The organism is Metallosphaera cuprina Ar-4 (genome assembly GCF_000204925.1).
Lineage (GTDB): Archaea > Thermoproteota > Thermoprotei_A > Sulfolobales > Sulfolobaceae > Metallosphaera > Metallosphaera cuprina.
Genome location: NC_015435.1, coordinates 242,037 through 257,343 on the forward strand (window position 1 = coordinate 242,037; position 15,307 = coordinate 257,343).

General features: G+C 42.4%; 20 protein-coding genes. 10 read left to right on the forward strand and 10 right to left on the reverse strand.

The genetic code is table 11. The features are described 5' to 3' along the window. The first annotated feature begins 106 nt into the window (after positions 1-106). Both MCUP_RS01410 and MCUP_RS01415 read left to right on the forward strand, forming a co-directional pair. Positions 107-1,159, forward strand: a complete 1,053-nt coding sequence (locus tag MCUP_RS01410; protein WP_013736882.1) for an L-threonylcarbamoyladenylate synthase — start codon at positions 107-109, stop codon at positions 1,157-1,159. Then, positions 1,146-1,829, forward strand: a complete 684-nt coding sequence (locus tag MCUP_RS01415; RefSeq protein WP_013736883.1) for a biotin--[acetyl-CoA-carboxylase] ligase — start codon at positions 1,146-1,148, stop codon at positions 1,827-1,829. Before MCUP_RS01410 ends, MCUP_RS01415 begins: the two co-directional genes overlap by 14 nt. Here MCUP_RS01415 and MCUP_RS01420 read toward each other — a convergent pair. The 4 genes from MCUP_RS01420 to tldD all read right to left on the reverse strand — a co-directional run bounded on the left by MCUP_RS01420 (position 1,809) and on the right by tldD (position 6,154). Beyond that, on the reverse strand, positions 1,809-3,038 hold the full coding sequence (locus MCUP_RS01420) for an FAD-dependent oxidoreductase (RefSeq protein WP_013736884.1): 1,230 nt from the start codon (positions 3,036-3,038) through the stop codon (positions 1,809-1,811). The two genes, MCUP_RS01415 and MCUP_RS01420, sit on opposite strands and share 21 nt — an antisense overlap. Before the next feature lie 31 nt (positions 3,039-3,069). After that, positions 3,070-3,495 (reverse strand): universal stress protein, encoded by a 426-nt coding sequence (locus MCUP_RS01425; protein WP_013736885.1) that lies wholly within the window; start codon positions 3,493-3,495, stop codon positions 3,070-3,072. Positions 3,496-3,573: 78 nt separating this feature from the next. Beyond that, positions 3,574-4,821: a TldD/PmbA family protein gene (locus MCUP_RS01430; protein WP_048057372.1), complete on the reverse strand. Its 1,248-nt coding sequence runs from the start codon at positions 4,819-4,821 to the stop codon at positions 3,574-3,576. Next, positions 4,814-6,154 (reverse strand): zinc metalloprotease TldD, encoded by a 1,341-nt coding sequence (gene tldD, locus MCUP_RS01435; RefSeq protein WP_013736887.1) that lies wholly within the window; start codon positions 6,152-6,154, stop codon positions 4,814-4,816. The genes MCUP_RS01430 and tldD overlap by 8 nt, the downstream gene beginning before the upstream one ends. Before the next feature lie 27 nt (positions 6,155-6,181). Between tldD and MCUP_RS01440 the strand changes: the two genes are divergently transcribed. Genes MCUP_RS01440 through cyoE form a run of 4 tightly spaced genes read left to right on the forward strand, consistent with a single transcriptional unit; the run spans position 6,182 to position 9,066 of the window. After that, the gene (locus MCUP_RS01440) at positions 6,182-6,574 is read left to right on the forward strand and encodes a CopG family ribbon-helix-helix protein (RefSeq protein ID WP_013736888.1); all 393 of its coding nucleotides are present in this window, start codon (positions 6,182-6,184) and stop codon (positions 6,572-6,574) included. Beyond that, a complete protein-coding gene (locus MCUP_RS01445) occupies positions 6,571-7,224 on the forward strand; it encodes a B3/B4 domain-containing protein (RefSeq protein WP_013736889.1) in 654 nt (217 codons plus the stop codon). Before MCUP_RS01440 ends, MCUP_RS01445 begins: the two co-directional genes overlap by 4 nt. Beyond that, complete coding sequence (locus MCUP_RS01450; RefSeq protein WP_013736890.1) at positions 7,211-8,149, forward strand: homoserine dehydrogenase; 939 nt, start codon at positions 7,211-7,213, stop codon at positions 8,147-8,149. The genes MCUP_RS01445 and MCUP_RS01450 overlap by 14 nt, the downstream gene beginning before the upstream one ends. Positions 8,150-8,208: 59 nt before the next feature. After that, positions 8,209-9,066: a heme o synthase gene (cyoE, locus tag MCUP_RS01455; RefSeq protein WP_013736891.1), complete on the forward strand. Its 858-nt coding sequence runs from the start codon at positions 8,209-8,211 to the stop codon at positions 9,064-9,066. Between the two features lie 3 nt (positions 9,067-9,069). Here the strand turns inward: cyoE and MCUP_RS01460 are convergent, their stop codons facing one another. Next, the gene (locus tag MCUP_RS01460; protein ID WP_013736892.1) at positions 9,070-9,849 is read right to left on the reverse strand and encodes a 3-hydroxypropionyl-CoA dehydratase; all 780 of its coding nucleotides are present in this window, start codon (positions 9,847-9,849) and stop codon (positions 9,070-9,072) included. A 72-nt stretch (positions 9,850-9,921) separates the two neighbouring features. On the opposite strand from MCUP_RS01460, the gene MCUP_RS01465 reads away from it, so the two are divergent. Continuing rightward, positions 9,922-10,485 carry a hypothetical protein gene (locus MCUP_RS01465; RefSeq protein ID WP_013736893.1) on the forward strand — a complete coding sequence of 188 codons (564 nt, stop codon included), beginning with the start codon at positions 9,922-9,924 and terminating at the stop codon, positions 10,483-10,485. Position 10,486: 1 nt separating this feature from the next. On the opposite strand, the gene amrS is transcribed toward MCUP_RS01465, so the two are convergent. Then, a complete protein-coding gene (gene amrS, locus MCUP_RS01470; protein ID WP_013736894.1) occupies positions 10,487-11,542 on the reverse strand; it encodes an AmmeMemoRadiSam system radical SAM enzyme in 1,056 nt (351 codons plus the stop codon). A 36-nt stretch (positions 11,543-11,578) separates the two neighbouring features. Between amrS and MCUP_RS01475 the strand changes: the two genes are divergently transcribed. Further along, positions 11,579-12,025: a DUF309 domain-containing protein gene (locus MCUP_RS01475; protein ID WP_048057373.1), complete on the forward strand. Its 447-nt coding sequence runs from the start codon at positions 11,579-11,581 to the stop codon at positions 12,023-12,025. Here MCUP_RS01475 and MCUP_RS01480 read toward each other — a convergent pair. Together MCUP_RS01480 and MCUP_RS01485 are read right to left on the reverse strand one after the other, a co-directional pair. Beyond that, on the reverse strand, positions 11,945-12,430 hold the full coding sequence (locus MCUP_RS01480; protein WP_013736895.1) for an adenosine-specific kinase: 486 nt from the start codon (positions 12,428-12,430) through the stop codon (positions 11,945-11,947). The genes MCUP_RS01475 and MCUP_RS01480 overlap by 81 nt on opposite strands. A gap of 32 nt (positions 12,431-12,462) precedes the next feature. Next, positions 12,463-12,849: a hypothetical protein gene (locus tag MCUP_RS01485; RefSeq protein WP_013736896.1), complete on the reverse strand. Its 387-nt coding sequence runs from the start codon at positions 12,847-12,849 to the stop codon at positions 12,463-12,465. Positions 12,850-12,901: 52 nt separating this feature from the next. Here MCUP_RS01485 and MCUP_RS01490 point away from each other — a divergent pair, with 52 nt between their 5' ends. Continuing rightward, positions 12,902-13,450: a VIT1/CCC1 transporter family protein gene (locus MCUP_RS01490; RefSeq protein ID WP_013736897.1), complete on the forward strand. Its 549-nt coding sequence runs from the start codon at positions 12,902-12,904 to the stop codon at positions 13,448-13,450. A 6-nt stretch (positions 13,451-13,456) separates the two neighbouring features. Here MCUP_RS01490 and MCUP_RS09820 read toward each other — a convergent pair whose 3' ends face one another. Further along, positions 13,457-13,648 carry a hypothetical protein gene (locus MCUP_RS09820; protein WP_083808555.1) on the reverse strand — a complete coding sequence of 64 codons (192 nt, stop codon included), beginning with the start codon at positions 13,646-13,648 and terminating at the stop codon, positions 13,457-13,459. 41 nt (positions 13,649-13,689) lie between these two features. Here MCUP_RS09820 and MCUP_RS01495 point away from each other — a divergent pair, with 41 nt between their 5' ends. Next, positions 13,690-14,235, forward strand: coding sequence for a cupin domain-containing protein (locus tag MCUP_RS01495; RefSeq protein WP_013736898.1), 546 nt, complete (start codon positions 13,690-13,692; stop codon positions 14,233-14,235). Here MCUP_RS01495 and MCUP_RS01500 read toward each other — a convergent pair whose 3' ends face one another. Continuing rightward, positions 14,236-15,183, reverse strand: coding sequence for a 3-hydroxyacyl-CoA dehydrogenase family protein (locus tag MCUP_RS01500; RefSeq protein WP_013736899.1), 948 nt, complete (start codon positions 15,181-15,183; stop codon positions 14,236-14,238). It lies immediately after the preceding gene. Positions 15,184-15,307: the final 124 nt, after the last annotated feature.

Sequence of the window (15,307 nt, forward strand, 5' to 3'; positions counted from 1 at the left end):
TCATAAATCACCGATCATCGTCAGTAAAGAGCGCCTTCGCCATCAATAGCCTCGGAGGTTCCTCATCACTTAAATATAAAGGCTTCATCCATTTATAAAAGCCTAAATGATCGTCTTAAGAGTCGATCCACTTAACCCTGAAACGGATCTGATAAGAAAGGCTGCCGAAGTGATAAGATCTGGAGGATTGGTGGCTTTCCCCACGGAAACAGTTTACGGTCTGGGAGCTAACGCGTTTGACGGGAAGGCCGCTGAAAAGGTGTTTAAGGCTAAGAGAAGACCTATGGATAACCCACTCATAGTTCATATAGCAGACGTAGGTCAATTAGAAGAGGTTGCCTCAGATCTATCTCCGGAAGTAATGGACTTGGCTCAGAAGGTTTGGCCTGGTCCGTTAACTTTCGTGCTTAAGAAGACCAGTAAGGTACCACTTGAAACAACAGGAGGGTTGAATACCGTGGCTGTTCGTATGCCTGCTCATCCCATCGCGTTATCCTTAATAAGAGAGAGTGGCGTACCTATCGCAGCTCCTAGCGCTAACTTAGCGACTAAACCTAGTCCAACTCTAGCTGAACATGTGATCCAGGACCTAGACGGATCCGTTGATATCGTAATAGATGGAGGAGAATCGTTTTTCGGTGTGGAATCTACAATAATAAATCTGACCGTAAAGCCTCCAGTCCTTTTGAGACCTGGCCCTTTCACGGTAGAAGAGCTTACAACTCTAGTTGGTGAGATCAATGTACCTGAGGAACTAACTCGCGGGAAGGAGTTTGGAGTAGCATTAGCACCAGGCATGAAATATAAACACTATGCACCAGACAAAACGCTTTATCTGGTTGAGAGGAAATCTATCTTTCTAGATGTGGTCAACATCCTCAGAGAGAAAAAGAGGGTAGCGGTACTATGCTCCGAAGAAACGTGCTCTAAATTAGAGGAACCTAGGATAATCTTGGGTAATAGTGAGAACCTCTATTCCATTGCGAAAAATCTATTTAAATCGTTCAGGCAGCTTGATGGCCTTGATGTGGATTTAGGAGTGATAGAACCTTTCCCGGAGAAAGGTATAGGATTAGCGATAATGAACCGAGTTAAGAAAGCAACCGCCCACAAGTTCATCAGATCTCTAGATGAGGCGAGACAAATTGCAAATAGTTAAGTTAACCCGAGTTACTTCCACTCAGGACTTCGCGGAAGCCGTAAGTGAAATGATAGACGAGAACTATGTGGTTGTCGCAGAAGAACAAACTAGAGCTAGAGGAAGATATAGGAGGGCGTGGTACTCCCCAAAAGGAGGACTATGGGTTACGTATGTGATCAAGGACTTTAACGTCGAGGAGATAGCATTAACTACTTTGAGAGTGGCTTTAGCGATAAGAAGTGTGTTATCTAAGTATGTCAATTCTACCATTAGATGGCCTAATGACGTAGTTGTTAATGGTAAAAAGATATCTGGAGTGCTCGTAGAATCATCAGTTCAGGGTAGCTCTAGCGTTGGTTTCATAGGATTTGGGATTAACAGCAACGTTTCTGTCTTTCCTCAAGATATAAACGCCACATCCGTCAAATTAGAGACCGGAAAGGAGATTGATAATCAGTTGTTACTTGACGAGGTAATACAGAAAATAAATCAATACATAACCAAAACTCCAGAGGAGGTTTACTCGGAACTGAATTCAAATCTATACATCAAGGAGAAGGATGTAGTTCTATATGGAGAAAACTGGAAAAAGGAGTGCAAGGCTTTATTCGTAGATAGATACGGAAGACTTGTTACAATGTGCGGTATATTTGAAGTCGAGGAAGTGTTAAGACTTGAGACGCCTTAGAGCCTCCCACAACCCCTCAAGGTAAGAGGGGTGAGGCATAATTAACTTCGACGCGATATCCACGTTAACGTTTAACTGCATAAGTAAGGCCAAGGAGGATATTATGTCCTCAGCTCTTTCACTAAAGGCTACACCACCCGTGATGTTTTCCCCTTTAGCACATACCTTAATGAAGCCATCAGTTGATTGTTCAGCAACCGCTCTTATCACTTCAGCCATAGATACCTTAACGCAGGTGCCTTCAGTCTTTCCAACGTAAGCTATTTCCGGATGGGTGTAAAGTACCTTAGGTATTACCATTTTATCATAAGAGACCTTCTCACCGACTGCGTTTAAACCAGCAACAATTCCCTTGTGAATGGCCTCATGCGCAGTGAAGCTTCCGGTTACGTCTCCGGCAGCGTAAACGTTATTGAGCTTAGTACGCATAAAACTGTCAACTTCAATCCAGTTCCCATCACTTAACTCTTCAAACCCTTTCAGAGCCGGTTTTCTACCAAAAGTTAATACAACTAAATCAAAGTCCTCTTCCTCTCCATTTATTTTTATTTGATCTCCTATTTCGGCTAACGAATTTGTCCTCACGTCTATTCCCAGTCTTTTAAAGTGTGATGTCACGCTTCTCCTTAAGTCTATGTCGTGCTTAGGAAGTAGTAACTCGTCTCTCTCAACGATGGTTACCTTTTTCCCTGTCATGGCCAGGAGCCATCCGTATTCTACTCCTCCCACACCACCACCTATTAGCAGAACCTTGGAGAATTTCTTCTTAATGAAATGAAGGTCGTCTGAGGCTATAGTACCCTTAACTTGGGGCTTTTCGGTTCCGGAAGCTATCACAATTGAATCTGAATCAAGAGACTGGGCTCCTACATTAATCTTCCCAGATCTTAATTCTGCCTGTCCATGTATTACGTTGACACCTCCGTTCTCCAACATGTACTCCACACCCTTACTAGCCCTTCTTACCACGTTTTCAGCTATGGTTTGAAGCTCTTCGTAGGAGAAGCTGATATCCTTTCCGAACTTTCCAGCAAGGTAGCTAGTTGCTAGAGGTGCAATCATGGCTTTTGAAGGAATACAACCGTACAATACGCAAGTTCCTCCTAGTCTCTCCTGTTTCTCTACAAGTGTGACCTTGGCGCCCTTCTGGGAAGCAGCTAGAGCCGCGTAAATCCCACCCGGACCCGATCCAACAACTGTTAAATTCATGTAACTACTAAGTAAAAAAAGGAAATAAACGTTACTTAACTACGAGAACTGGCATCTTAGCCTCATGGATTATCCTAGAGGATACGCTTCCCAAGAACATCCTTTTTATTGTAGAGAGTCCCCTACTTCCAGTAATAATCAAGTCTATTCCGTTCTTTGAAGCGTAGTCTAATATCGCAGTTGCTGGATCTCCCTCAACTATAACTCCGTCAGCCTTAACTCCCCCTTGCTCTGCAGTTTTCTTCCCGTTCTCGATGTCGGCCCTTGCCTTTGCATATAACGAGTCTATAACATCCGGGGGAACTGGCCCAATTCCAGCCCCTAATAGAACCGAAGTGTCTACAACTTCCACAATGTCCAGCTTCGCCTCATACCTTTTAGTCAGGTCAATTGCCACATTTAAAGCACGTTTCGCGTTTTCTGATCCATCATATGCCACTAAAATGTGTTTAAACATAGTTATCTTGTTAAAAATCACGGAATCGTTTCTTTTAAATTTTCGTGTTTTTTGACCTCTCTTTTGCGGTTAACTCGGTTAATAGACCACTGACAACCCCTTTATTGCAAGGTTAGCTGATTTCACCGAAGATATTCTCCTCGGTTGCCCAACTTCTCCAATTACACCTCTTAGTAGAGTTTTAAGGTCCCCAGATATGATAACTTCCCTAACTCCCCTCTTAGACTCCTTCTTGGTGATCCACGCAATGGGCGCAACTACACTGAACTCACCTGAGTCCCAACTGCTAGTGTGGACGCCTTGAACCTGGTCTATAACTAAACCGTCTTCCTCAAAGTTATCTTCATGGACTATTTCTATCGTAGAGGTTCCAATAGTGGGAACGGACATGAAAGATCTGATCGCTGAGGCAGAGTTCTGAACGTTCATTTTTCTAGACCAAAACCAGTTGGTAAGGAAGTTTTTGAAAATTCCATTCTCAAATAGAGTTATAGACGACGTCGGTTGACCCTCACCGTCAAAGGATCTGCTGAATTCAGAACGTTCCTCCCTAGGATTGTCTATCACGCTAAGGCTCCCATATTCCTCTCCAAGATTTAATGGAGTCCTCTTCCTGTAGACGTTCTCAGCGTTTACTGAGTAAGCCAATAGGGGATGAAGCAACTCAGATAACGCTTTCGTGGTTAAGATTATCACATCGCTCTTACGATCTAATTTTTCTCTAGATTTCGTTATTTTCACTTTATTTATTACTTCTTCTTTAAGAAGTTCTATATCCACGTCTTCGAAAGATCTTCCAGAACCGGTTTCATAAAGCTCAGGCGTTACTACAGACGAGTCTTTGTAATTTGCAATCACGCTAACGCTAACTGAAGTTCTGACCTCATGAACGTCAACACCCTCGCTACTTATCACGCCCACCTTATTTCTGCTGCTAGAGATTTGGACACTTATCAGGTTTACTTCCCCTCCTATATCCTCTATGTTCTTAAGTGTCTCTTTTGCACGTTCCATTGAACCCTCCCCCTTATTTAGAGACAAGAGGTTAGGCTTCTTAGCTGGTGGAGGCTCATTACTTGGATCTTTTTCTGAGACCTTCAAGGTAGATATGGCCCTGTCAAGGAGACTATCGCTTATCCTAGTATCGAACGCGAAACCAACGTACCCATCCTTAAATAATCTAACTCCGAATCCTCTTTCCCTTAGAGTGCTTGAGATGAACTCCTTCTCCTTTCCCAAATTATACTCCGTTCTTTCTATGTAATAAACCTCGCAAGCGTAACCCAGGTTTTTAGCCTTTGTAACCAAATTGTACGTATCACTCATGTCCTCCCACCTTAACCCTTACGCTTATGTAGGGACCTCCTGTTCCAACTGGTACGCTTTGTCCTCCTTTACCACAATACCCAGGCCACATTCCGAAATCTTTAGATACGCCATTTATTTTGCCCAACGTTTCTATCGTGTAACCTGAGATCCCTACGTTCCTCAGAGACTCCTTGATCTCTCCTCTTTCTATCCTATATCCCTCCTGGATTCCGAATTGGAAGGTTCCGTCTGGACTGGTTTGTCCGCCCAGAGGTGAGACCATAAGGTAGCCGTCCTTTATCTCCTCAATGAGTTCGTCTTTGCTCATCTCTCCAGGCAGCATATAGGTATTTCTCATCCTAATGAGAATCGTCGACCTGAAATCTTCAGCTCGGGCGTTGCCTGTAGGTCTTTCGCCCAGATATGCCGCGTAATATCTATCTACCAGGAACTCCCCTATAACACCTTTATCCACAATCTTTACGTCTCTTGATTCAACTCCATCATCATCGTAAGGTAATATTCCGTGAGCCATAGGATTATCTGAGAACCCAGAATCAATTATAGAGACATACTCTGGAGCTACTTTCTTTCCCTTAACGTTACTTAAAATCCCATTAACTGCTAGGTCAGCCTCGGATAAGTGACCCACAGCCTCGTGAGAGAAAACTCCTACGACGTCAGGAGCCAGAACAACGTTATAATCTCCTCCCTTTGGAGGCCTTCCCTTTAACTGACCATCTATTCTCCTTTTTATTGTCTCGACTATTTCCCTTGTGTCAAAAACCTCAAAGGGATCTCCTAGATAAGTTGCTAAAGAAGTACTCGCAGACGCGATTACATCCCCCTCCCTAGCTACTGCCCTAACTGAAATACCTGTTAACTCGTAGTCTAGGCTAATTTCACGTTCTTCCGAACTGAAGTAATCCTTACGTATCTTAGACCTAGTGAATCTGACGTTGACGCTCTTGATGGAATGGGAAATGTTAATAATTTCATCCTTGAGTTTCACAGCGTCTTTCATAATCTCCTCTGGACTTTTAGTTACTGGAACCTTTGGTTTAATTATCACCTGATCATGGATGGCAGGTAACATGACGATATTTATCCTCTCGTCTCCATAAGCCGAGTCTACAGCCTGTTTTACCAACTCTGACTCAATTTCTGTGAAGTGAACGTATCCCCAGTTCCCAGATACCAAAACACGAAGAGAGCCGCCGCTGTCTCTGCCCGTAGAGGTTATCTGCCTCTGAGTCTCGGAAACCATTAAGCTCAATTCCTCAACATCATATAATCTCAGGTCCGAGAACGTTACACCGAAGTTCTCAGCCCTTTTCAGAAGTTCGTGCATATAAACCTCCTAAAGAAAATTAATGTAATGAACGTTGAAAAGATTAGCGTAGCTCTAAATAAGCGAACTTTGAAAAGACTTGAGGACAGGGCGAAGTTAGAGGGAGTTAGCAGATCCAGGCTAGTTGAGATTGCCCTAGTAGATTATTTAGATGAGTTCTCAGATGACAACTCTAACGTTCTAGGTATCCTAAACTTGGTATATGATGATACGGCGGGGAATGAGATTATAGCTACGGAGCATCAGTTCGAATCGTTGATAATTTCAACATTACATATCCATGTTGATGATAAAAATTGTATGGAGGCGGTAGCCCTTAGGGGAAGGAGAGCTGACTTAGAAAACCTAGTTAAAAGTCTCACTCAAATTCATGGCGTGAAAAAGGCGAAGCTTATGATATCCTTAGAGGTGAGCAGATGAGGATTGAAGTGAGTAAGGAATGCATATCAAAAGGGATTTTCGTAAAGCACACTGAAGTTATAGGAGTAAATAACGGGAAGGGAACGTTAGAGACGGAGCTCAGGGAAGTTGAGGAGAAGTTCAGGAAAACCGATCCGGCCTCGCTAAAGGATGTCCCGACTGTGAGAGTATACAGAGACTTCTATTGGAGTTTAGGTATAGATCCAACTAAAACTAGACCTAGCGGCGAGGCACTAAGAAGACGAATAGCGAGATCAGGGAAATTACCTAGGATAAACGATATTGTAGATGCCGGAAACGTAGTGAGCGCTTCCACATTGATTTCGATAGGTATCTATGACTTGAAAAAGATTTCAGGAGAACCGAGGATAACCCTAAGCTCTGGAGGAGAGAAGTTCGATGGAATAGGTAACAAGTCTGAGGTTCTCCCCCCTGGAATACCAATAATGGTCGATGGAGTGGGAAACGTGATGCACATTTTCCCTCACAGGGACTCAATCATAACTAGCGTTAGCGACTCCACAAGGGACGTCTTGATAGTTGGGGCGGGCGTTAGAGGGATTGCTGAAAGGGAAGTAGAGGAGGCTGTTAAGGAAACTGCTAGATTATTAAGTAACTTAGGTGGAAAAGTAGTCCATGACGTCTGTTAGTCTCAGAGCGATGTTTCTGGGCTATGGAAACGTAGGAAAAGCGCTTAGAAAGATGATAAAGGAGAGAGGAGAGAAAACAGGTCTTAACGTAAAGATAGAGGCTGTAGTCAACAGAAGCGGTATAATGCTGGAGGACTCGGATAACTTCATTAAAAATAAGGAAGGAGGTCCAATAGACGCTTTAAACATGACAAACCCGGATGTTATAATAGACGTAAGCTCAGCTAATTACGAGAGCGGTGAACCTTCGCTCTCCTTATATAGAGAGGCCCTATCTAGAGGCATACACGTAGTGACAGCAAACAAAGCGCCTCTGGCCTTGCGATATGGTGAAATCATGGACTTAGCTAAGAAACACAGCGCCTCAGTAGGTTTTCAAGCAACAGTGATGAGTGGGACACCTTCAATAAATTTGCTTAGGTTGATGAGAGGCCTCAAGATAGTTAAGATTAGAGGTATACTTAATGGTACAACAAACTACATTCTTACGAGAATGCATCAAGGGTTAGAGTACGATCAGGCTTTAAAGGAAGCTCAGGCTTTAGGCTACGCAGAGACTAATCCAGAACATGACGTGAACGGCTTTGACGCCGCTGCCAAACTAACGATATTAACCAACTTCGCTATGGGACTTAATTTGTCAATCAAGGACGTGGTATTCTCCGGTATAGAAAATATTAGAAAGAGTTCGCTAAAGGGTAAGAAAGTTAAATTGATAGCTTATTCGGAAGGACGCTTTGCGAAGGTCTCACCAGAGGAAATAACGAAAGAAGACCCTCTCTATAACGTTGAGGGTGTGATGAACGCTCTAGACATTCATTCCGATATTCAGGAGGTGGTGATAATGGGACCTGGAGCCGGTCCTCAGAACGCGGCTTTCGGTCTGTTCTCCGATATTGTACTAATTACTAAAGGACTGATTTGAGTCTACCTTACAAAGTTTACATTTATAAGAGTCGAAACAAATTATAAAAATGATAAAACTTGGCCGTTTCCATATCAGCCAGGCTAATTTATTACGCTAAATTAAGCAAGCCAAGAATCATATGGCTACTCGACTTAGCTGCTCTTGCTGGAGCCTTTCTATCAGGAAAACTGATGCCGCTTAACATCTTAGTCGTATTAGTTGGAGGCACTTTAGCCTCTGGAGGATCTATGATAGTAAATGAGGGCATAGAGATAGACAGGGATAAGGTTATGAAAAGGACTTCTAAGCGTCCAACAGTGATGGGATACGTTTCAAAGAAGGAAGCTATTTATGTAGGTTCTTCCCTTCTGATTTTAGGTACTCTCATTGGGCTATTAGACAACCCTTTGACAGCTTTTTTCATTCTCTTAGGAGGATTAGTTTATATCCTAGTTTACACGGTATGGCTTAAACCTAGAAGTCCCTTAAACATTGTCATTGGAGGTTTGGCAGGTAGTGCGGCCGCCTGGGCTGGTTTCGCCTCGACAACTTCATCTTTTACTCTATCCTCATTGTTGTTGGGACTATTGATATTTATGTGGACTCCGGGCCACTTTTGGGCTTTAGCCCTGAGGTTCAGGGAGGACTATTCCAGAGCGGGTATACCTATGTTACCTGTAATCATGAATGAGAACTTCTCCGCCAAGATGATAGCCATTTCTAACGCTCTTATGATCCCCTTCGCGTTAGCCCTAGCTCTTTTCTCTGGGGTAGTATACGCTATAGTCTCTTTGATCCTTTCAATAATTCAGATGTACTTCAGTATTAGGTTGATGAGAAAACCCACGGGAGAGGAGGCCTGGAGGTCATTTAAGTTCTCATCTCCATATCTAGCTATATTACTTATTTTAATAATAATAACCCATTTAATATAAAAATTATTTGCCTTTAAAGTTAGGCTCCCTTTTCTCTAGGAAGGCGTTGACGCCCTCCTTTTTGTCCTCTGTTGAGAATATCACTCCCCAACCTATACTTTCTAAAGAGAGGCCAGAAGCTAGAGGCGAGTCTAAACCCTTATTCACAACCTCTTTAATTAGGGCTAATGACACCGGAGACTTCCTAGCTATCTTTTCCGCTAACTTCCTGGTCTCTTGCTCCAAATTTGACAATGGAGTCACCCTATTTACTAACCCATATCTCTCCGCGTCCTTACCACTAAGTCTATCACCGGTCATCATAATCTCCAAGGCTCTTCCCTTTCCTACTATCCTAGTTAGTCTCTGAGTTCCCCCATATCCTGGATATATTCCTAGGTTTATTTCAGGCAAACCCAATTGAGCCTCCTCTGCTGCGATCCTTATGTCACATGATAAGGCCAACTCTAGTCCTCCCCCTAGCGCATAACCGTTTATCATCGCGATGGTAGGCTTACTAAGAGACTCTATTTTATCCATTACCTCTCTACCTCTCTTAGAGAATCTCCAAGCATCGGTCGGAGATAACTGGTTAAACTGGGTGATGTCAGCTCCAGCACAGAACGCCTTTCCCTTACCGGTAATTATGATAACTCTTACCTCGGGGTCGCTTTCACCCTCTGAGACTGCCCTATTTAACTCCTCTAAAAGTTTAGAGTTTAATGCGTTTAATTTGTCAGGTCTATTTAAAGTAATCCAGAAGAGGTTACCTTCCTTTTTAGTCTCTAAGGTCTCGTATTCCATGATGGATTCCGAGTAAAGTTATTAAATTGAATAGTATTAATGCTTTAATTCCCCGCTTGAGTAATATGATATATGCTAAGCTACGAGAGAGGAACAGTCTTACAGTCCTTTTCTGTATTTATACCAGTAGCAGGACCTGCCATATCTACACTGTTAGTGACAAGGAGAATGAGAGACTTTTGGAACTCAGCTCCCTACCTTCTTTACATAATTCCTCTCTCCTTTGCGTCCACTGTGCTCTTCACGTTTGAGTACTTTAGGCAATTTATATTAATAGCAGCGATTTACTCGTTACTGTCTCCGATAGGATTTTGCTATATTTATTCTAAGAGATATGACTCGATGGAGATCAATGTTAATGAGTATTATATTGAAGTTAAGCTTAAGGTACCTCTGCTCAGAGATCAAGTTATAGATCCTAGCTCCCTCTTCGAGAAAGTCGTAAGCAAAGCAGTTAGAAGAGTCAGAAATCCCTATTACAACTTTAAGTTAAAGTCCCTTAATAATTGCTCTAACCTTAAGGTTTCGCTCTCAGAAAATAAAATAATCATGAGGAGAAGATGTGGAGACATAGTAGTTGAGGTCATAATATCTAATAACGATATAGCTGACATGAAGCTTTCCATTTCTTATTAGCTCAGATGAATATGGGCTCGAACCTATCCTCCCTATAGTGCTTTGATCTCTTTCCTTCTATAGGGAGCTTATAACTGCAATTTTTACACCTCATATCCTCGGTGAGGTTCCACCCTGTTATCCTAAAGCCGTACCTTTCTATCACAACGCTTCCGCAGTTTGGACAATATGTATTTTCCAGAGGATGGCCTGGTACGTTCCCTACGTATACGAACCTGAAACCTGTCTCCTTCGCAAGCTTGTAGTGGGCCTCTAGGGTAGCCACAGAAGTAAGAGGTAAGTTGTTCAACTTATAGTCCGGGTGAAACCTAAGAAAATGAATCGGAACGTCTGGGCCTACAGTATCATAAAGTTTCGATAGGAAACCCTTAGCGAACTCCAAATTGTCCCCTATCTCTGGTATTATTAAGTCAGTTATCTCTACGTGAATCTTCCTTTTGATCAACTCATTGATTGTTTGAAAAATTGGTTCTGGTCCTGAAGCTCCTGTGTACCTCCTCATAAATCTCGGCTCTCCGTTTCCCTTAAAGTCAATTGTCACCGCATCTATGAAATCCTTAGCGTAATCCACTGCCTCATCAGACCAGTATCCATTACTAACCATAGTATTAAGTAGCCCATATCTCTTAGCTAGAGTCCCAGTATCATAGGCGAACTCGATAAAGATTACAGGTTCATTGTAGGTGTACGTTATTCCCTCTACCTGGTATGCTCTAGCCATTTCAACAATATCTTCAGGCATTAAGTCCGCTCCATCAATCACTCTTCTCTGGCTAATGTCATAGTTTTGACAATATGCACACATCCAATTACATCCGAACGTGGAGAAGGAGAGGACTCTAGACCCAGGATAAAAATGAACCAAGGGTTTCTTCTCTATAGGATCTATATGCATGGCCGCAACCTTTCCATAAACGTCAAGGTAAAGTTTACTATTGGAAACGGATCTTATGCCACAGAACCCAGTCTTTCCCTCACCAATAAGGCACTTCCTCGCACAGGCATCACATCTAACCCTATCTCCTTTTACCGTGTATAGTGTAGCCTCCTTTCGCATCAAAGTATATAATAGCAGTTCTTAAATAAAAACTCGATGGAAAGATACATCTTGTTCTATCCCTTGGATGCGAAGCTGGAATTTATTAAAGAGAGTGGATATCGTCTAATAGACGTTAGGGAGTGCAAGTATAAGGAAGTTGATGTCATAGGGGACGTGGAGAAAGTAATGAATGGTCTCGGGAGGCCGTTATTTTACATTAGAGTTGGTGAAAGTCCACAGGACTTGTGGCTTCTACTAAACGACTGCAGGTTTTGGGAAGCGCATGAGATTTTAGAGAGTATCTGGAGGAGATCAACCGGTAACGAGAGGAAATTCACTCAGGCCCTAATATTAATTTGTGCAGCCATGATTAAATTCAGAAAAAATCCTAAAGTGTCGGACGAACTAATGGCCAAAGCTTTATCTCTTATATCCGAACTTCCTAAGGATCTCCTTCCTCTCTTTTATGTCAGCCTCGGTCTCAACGCCCAGGGGAGTTAAGCCGTCCACGACTCCCAAGACTCCTCTTCCTTGGTCAGTTTCCCCTATTATGACCTGCAGTGGGTTAGCCGTAGCAGCATATATTCTTACCACTTCCTCCACTTGTTTTATTCTGTTTAATACGTTTATTGGGAAGCCATTCTTAATATAGATCACGAACGTGTGTCCTGCTGATATTTTTTTGCAGTTTTCTACCGCTAGCTTGATTAGTTCCTCGTCATTACCGTCATATCTTATGAGTCTCTTTCCGCTAGCTTCGCTGAAAGCTATACCGAACTTTAATCCTGGTGAGGAGGAAGCTAAGGTTTCGTATAAATCTTCAACTGTCTTTATAAAATGGGAATGACCTACTATGACGTTAGTACCCTCCGGGATATCTATTTTAACAACTTCGAGCTTTATCACAAATTATTTATCTAATAACGAAATATTAAAATTTAGCTAACTAGATATGCGTAAGACAAAGTGGCTAGTCTGCTCTGACTTAAATCTATCGTAAAAGTATAATGAAGGCTGGCCACGTAAACGGTATAAGTTCCGGGAGGTAAGTAGAAGGTGGCGACTCCGTTAGACATCGTGAAGTTTCTATAAAACGTGCCGTCCTGACCGTAGACCTGGACTATCCCATCATTAAGGGGTTGGCTGCCTCCGAAAGGACCGTAATTCATTATTACTTTGACCTCAAGAGTATACTTTCCATCGATTAATGGCGCATTGAGAGAGGTGATGGTCAAAGTTGTCTTATAGGATGAGGCTAGAGCCACCCCAGCAATGGTTATGACTAACACGACTATGGCTGCTCCAAGTAGTATTGTCTTTTTCATAACACAGGCGTTTAGACAAGACTAATATTTAAGTTGAATCAATATATCGAACGTGATTGACAAGTTCGTTGAGGGGCTAAGATATTCGTTAAGAAACGAGAGACCTGTACTAAGGAGGTACCTTATCCTTGGTGCTTTTGACGGAGTGTTACTAACCCTTGGAATCCTTGTCTCCTCCAGGTTAGCTAACGTCTCTCTAAACGCTACGATTCTCTCAGTTTTGTCTGGAGTGGTTGCGATATCCATTTCCTCTGCCTGGAACTCGCTGATCGTTGAAGCCAAGGAGAAGAAACTGGAGTTCGATAGGTTGGAGAGACAGATGATGAGGAGCCTAAAGGGGTCAACTTACGACTACGGAATGAAGGTAACTATTCTCCTGTCAGTTGTCTCTCACGGGTTGTCTCCATTTCTTGGTCTCATCTCTCTAGTGGTATCAATTGTAACGAGGAGTTTGATCACGGGCGTGATAATATCTATAGCAGAGCTCTTTATACTGGGACTGGCCTATGAGGGAACTGTAAGGGACAAAATAAGATCCGGACTAATGATAGCTTTAGGTGGTGCATTCATGCTTCTAATTTCATATTTTATAGCTAGGTGAAGAAATCTAAAGCCACCATCCGGACGAGCTCCAACATCCGAATCTAGAGTAAAGTGTCAAGCAAGCTTTTTGGTTTCCTTTGTTACACTGTTCACATATTTCTGAGTACTCTCTAACCGTTGCCTCGTCACATATTAATCTGCCGCATATCTCCACACAAGTTTCGTACCCGCTTTTCATAATGCAGTTCTTAGCCATAATACATCACCTTTTTATACTTTTTAAATAATTTAAGCACGATGTCAAAGCTCTTGGTTAGGAAGGATCTCCAATCCGATTTAAAGAGGAACGTAAACGACATAGTAAAGGAAATTGAAGGAGACGATTTAAAAGTAGTTGTCTTCATGGAAAATACTGAACCACCCGTAAAAGTAAAGCCTAAAGTGATTAAATTCGAGCCAACAGTCACCTTGCTAAGGAAATTAGCTAAAGAGGGCCAGATAGAGAAGGGAGTAGCCAAGATTATGTTTTACTCTCCTAGCACGGGTAGATCAAAAGGACTGACCCCAAACATGATGGCAGGTTTTCAGTACATAGAACCAGGAACTTCTACAACCCCTCACTCACACAACATGGCTTCAATCTATCTAGTTGTTAAGGGGGAAGGGTATTCTGAGATTGACGGTGAGATTTTCAAGTGGGGCCAAGGAGATATCTTCGTTGTCCCTGCTAACGCGGTTCACAGTCACACCAATTCAGGGAAAGAGGAAGCGATCTTATTCGACGTGACTGATTCGGGCCTTCTAGAAAACATGGGAATTCTTGAATTTAAGGAAAAGGAATAATTATTTTTGTTCCCAAACGAGCTTATATACCTTCAGAAGTTTTTCATCTCTCCACTTAGAGATGTCTTGAAACGTTTTCCCTTTTAAGAAGGCGTAGTCCTTCATCTGCTGAACAGCTTTAATCACTCCTGAGTAAGGGAACTTCTCATATTTAGCTAATGTATGCATCCATTCGTTAGCTCCATAACCGAATCCTCTATTGAAGAAGTACTCTAGACCGCCCTCTCCTCCTCCTAAATGATAGGTTAAGAAAGGTCCCATAAACGCCCATCTCAGACCTATAGCAGCCGTCATAACTTTATCTATGTCTTCGACTGTAGCCACTCCCTCATCTACTAGGTTCACTGCCTCCCTAAAGAGAGCGAAGGCGAGTCTGTTACCTATGAAACCTGGAATCTCCTTCTTCAGTACTACTACCACTCTATCTAACTTCTCCATTACGTTCTTAGTCTTCTCTAAAACCTCAGGTGAGGTTCTCTCTCCAGGAACTACTTCTACCAAAGGCAATAGATGGGGAGGATTCCAAGGGTGAGCTATTACTCCTCTTTCTGGGCTTTTCTTCATTGCCTTCTGAATTTCGCTCATGAGAAGACCGGATGTGCTGCTGGCTATTATCACGTCCTTTGGAAGGTCTTGATCTAAGTGAGCGAAAAGCTTCTTTTTCGCATCATAATCCTCTATGATCGCCTCTATCACAAAACTTGTGTTCGAAACGGCTTTGTGTAAATCTGTAGTTGGATCAACTCTAGAAAGAATTTGTTGCGGATCCTCTGTAACTTGATTATTACTTCTTAGGACTTGAACATAGTTCCTCAGCTTCTCTAAACCCTTATTTAAAGTATCGTTCTTTTCTGTATACAGCGCTACTTGATATCCCTTAGACGCGAAGAGCGTAGCCCAACCTACGCCTATTACCCCCGCACCTACGATCGTTATTTTTTCGTTCATGTTATCAGGTATATTATATAAGTAATTTAAATCTAAATGACACTACAGTTTGGAACAGAACTGTTTAAATTATAAGGACAGATTTAAGGTACATTTGGATCAAACCATAAAACTTTCATTAAAG

What these genes read in the sequence shown, in the direction of transcription:
- MCUP_RS01485 (WP_013736896.1), bottom strand. Translation starts at nt 12,849, where the DNA reads ATGAAAAAGACAATACTACTTGGAGCAGCCATAGTCGTGTTAGTCATA.
- MCUP_RS01495 (WP_013736898.1), top strand. Translation starts at nt 13,690, where the DNA reads ATGTCAAAGCTCTTGGTTAGGAAGGATCTCCAATCCGATTTAAAGAGG.
- MCUP_RS01475 (WP_048057373.1), top strand. Translation starts at nt 11,579, where the DNA reads ATGGAAAGATACATCTTGTTCTATCCCTTGGATGCGAAGCTGGAATTT.
- MCUP_RS01450 (WP_013736890.1), top strand. Translation starts at nt 7,211, where the DNA reads ATGACGTCTGTTAGTCTCAGAGCGATGTTTCTGGGCTATGGAAACGTA.
- MCUP_RS01430 (WP_048057372.1), bottom strand. Translation starts at nt 4,821, where the DNA reads ATGAGTGATACGTACAATTTGGTTACAAAGGCTAAAAACCTGGGTTAC.
- MCUP_RS01445 (WP_013736889.1), top strand. Translation starts at nt 6,571, where the DNA reads ATGAGGATTGAAGTGAGTAAGGAATGCATATCAAAAGGGATTTTCGTA.
- amrS (WP_013736894.1), bottom strand. Translation starts at nt 11,542, where the DNA reads ATGCGAAAGGAGGCTACACTATACACGGTAAAAGGAGATAGGGTTAGA.
- MCUP_RS01440 (WP_013736888.1), top strand. Translation starts at nt 6,182, where the DNA reads ATGAACGTTGAAAAGATTAGCGTAGCTCTAAATAAGCGAACTTTGAAA.
- MCUP_RS01425 (WP_013736885.1), bottom strand. Translation starts at nt 3,495, where the DNA reads ATGTTTAAACACATTTTAGTGGCATATGATGGATCAGAAAACGCGAAA.
- MCUP_RS01410 (WP_013736882.1), top strand. Translation starts at nt 107, where the DNA reads ATGATCGTCTTAAGAGTCGATCCACTTAACCCTGAAACGGATCTGATA.
- MCUP_RS01465 (WP_013736893.1), top strand. Translation starts at nt 9,922, where the DNA reads ATGCTAAGCTACGAGAGAGGAACAGTCTTACAGTCCTTTTCTGTATTT.
- MCUP_RS01460 (WP_013736892.1), bottom strand. Translation starts at nt 9,849, where the DNA reads ATGGAATACGAGACCTTAGAGACTAAAAAGGAAGGTAACCTCTTCTGG.
- tldD (WP_013736887.1), bottom strand. Translation starts at nt 6,154, where the DNA reads ATGCACGAACTTCTGAAAAGGGCTGAGAACTTCGGTGTAACGTTCTCG.
- MCUP_RS01500 (WP_013736899.1), bottom strand. Translation starts at nt 15,183, where the DNA reads ATGAACGAAAAAATAACGATCGTAGGTGCGGGGGTAATAGGCGTAGGT.
- MCUP_RS09820 (WP_083808555.1), bottom strand. Translation starts at nt 13,648, where the DNA reads ATGGCTAAGAACTGCATTATGAAAAGCGGGTACGAAACTTGTGTGGAG.
- MCUP_RS01420 (WP_013736884.1), bottom strand. Translation starts at nt 3,038, where the DNA reads ATGAATTTAACAGTTGTTGGATCGGGTCCGGGTGGGATTTACGCGGCT.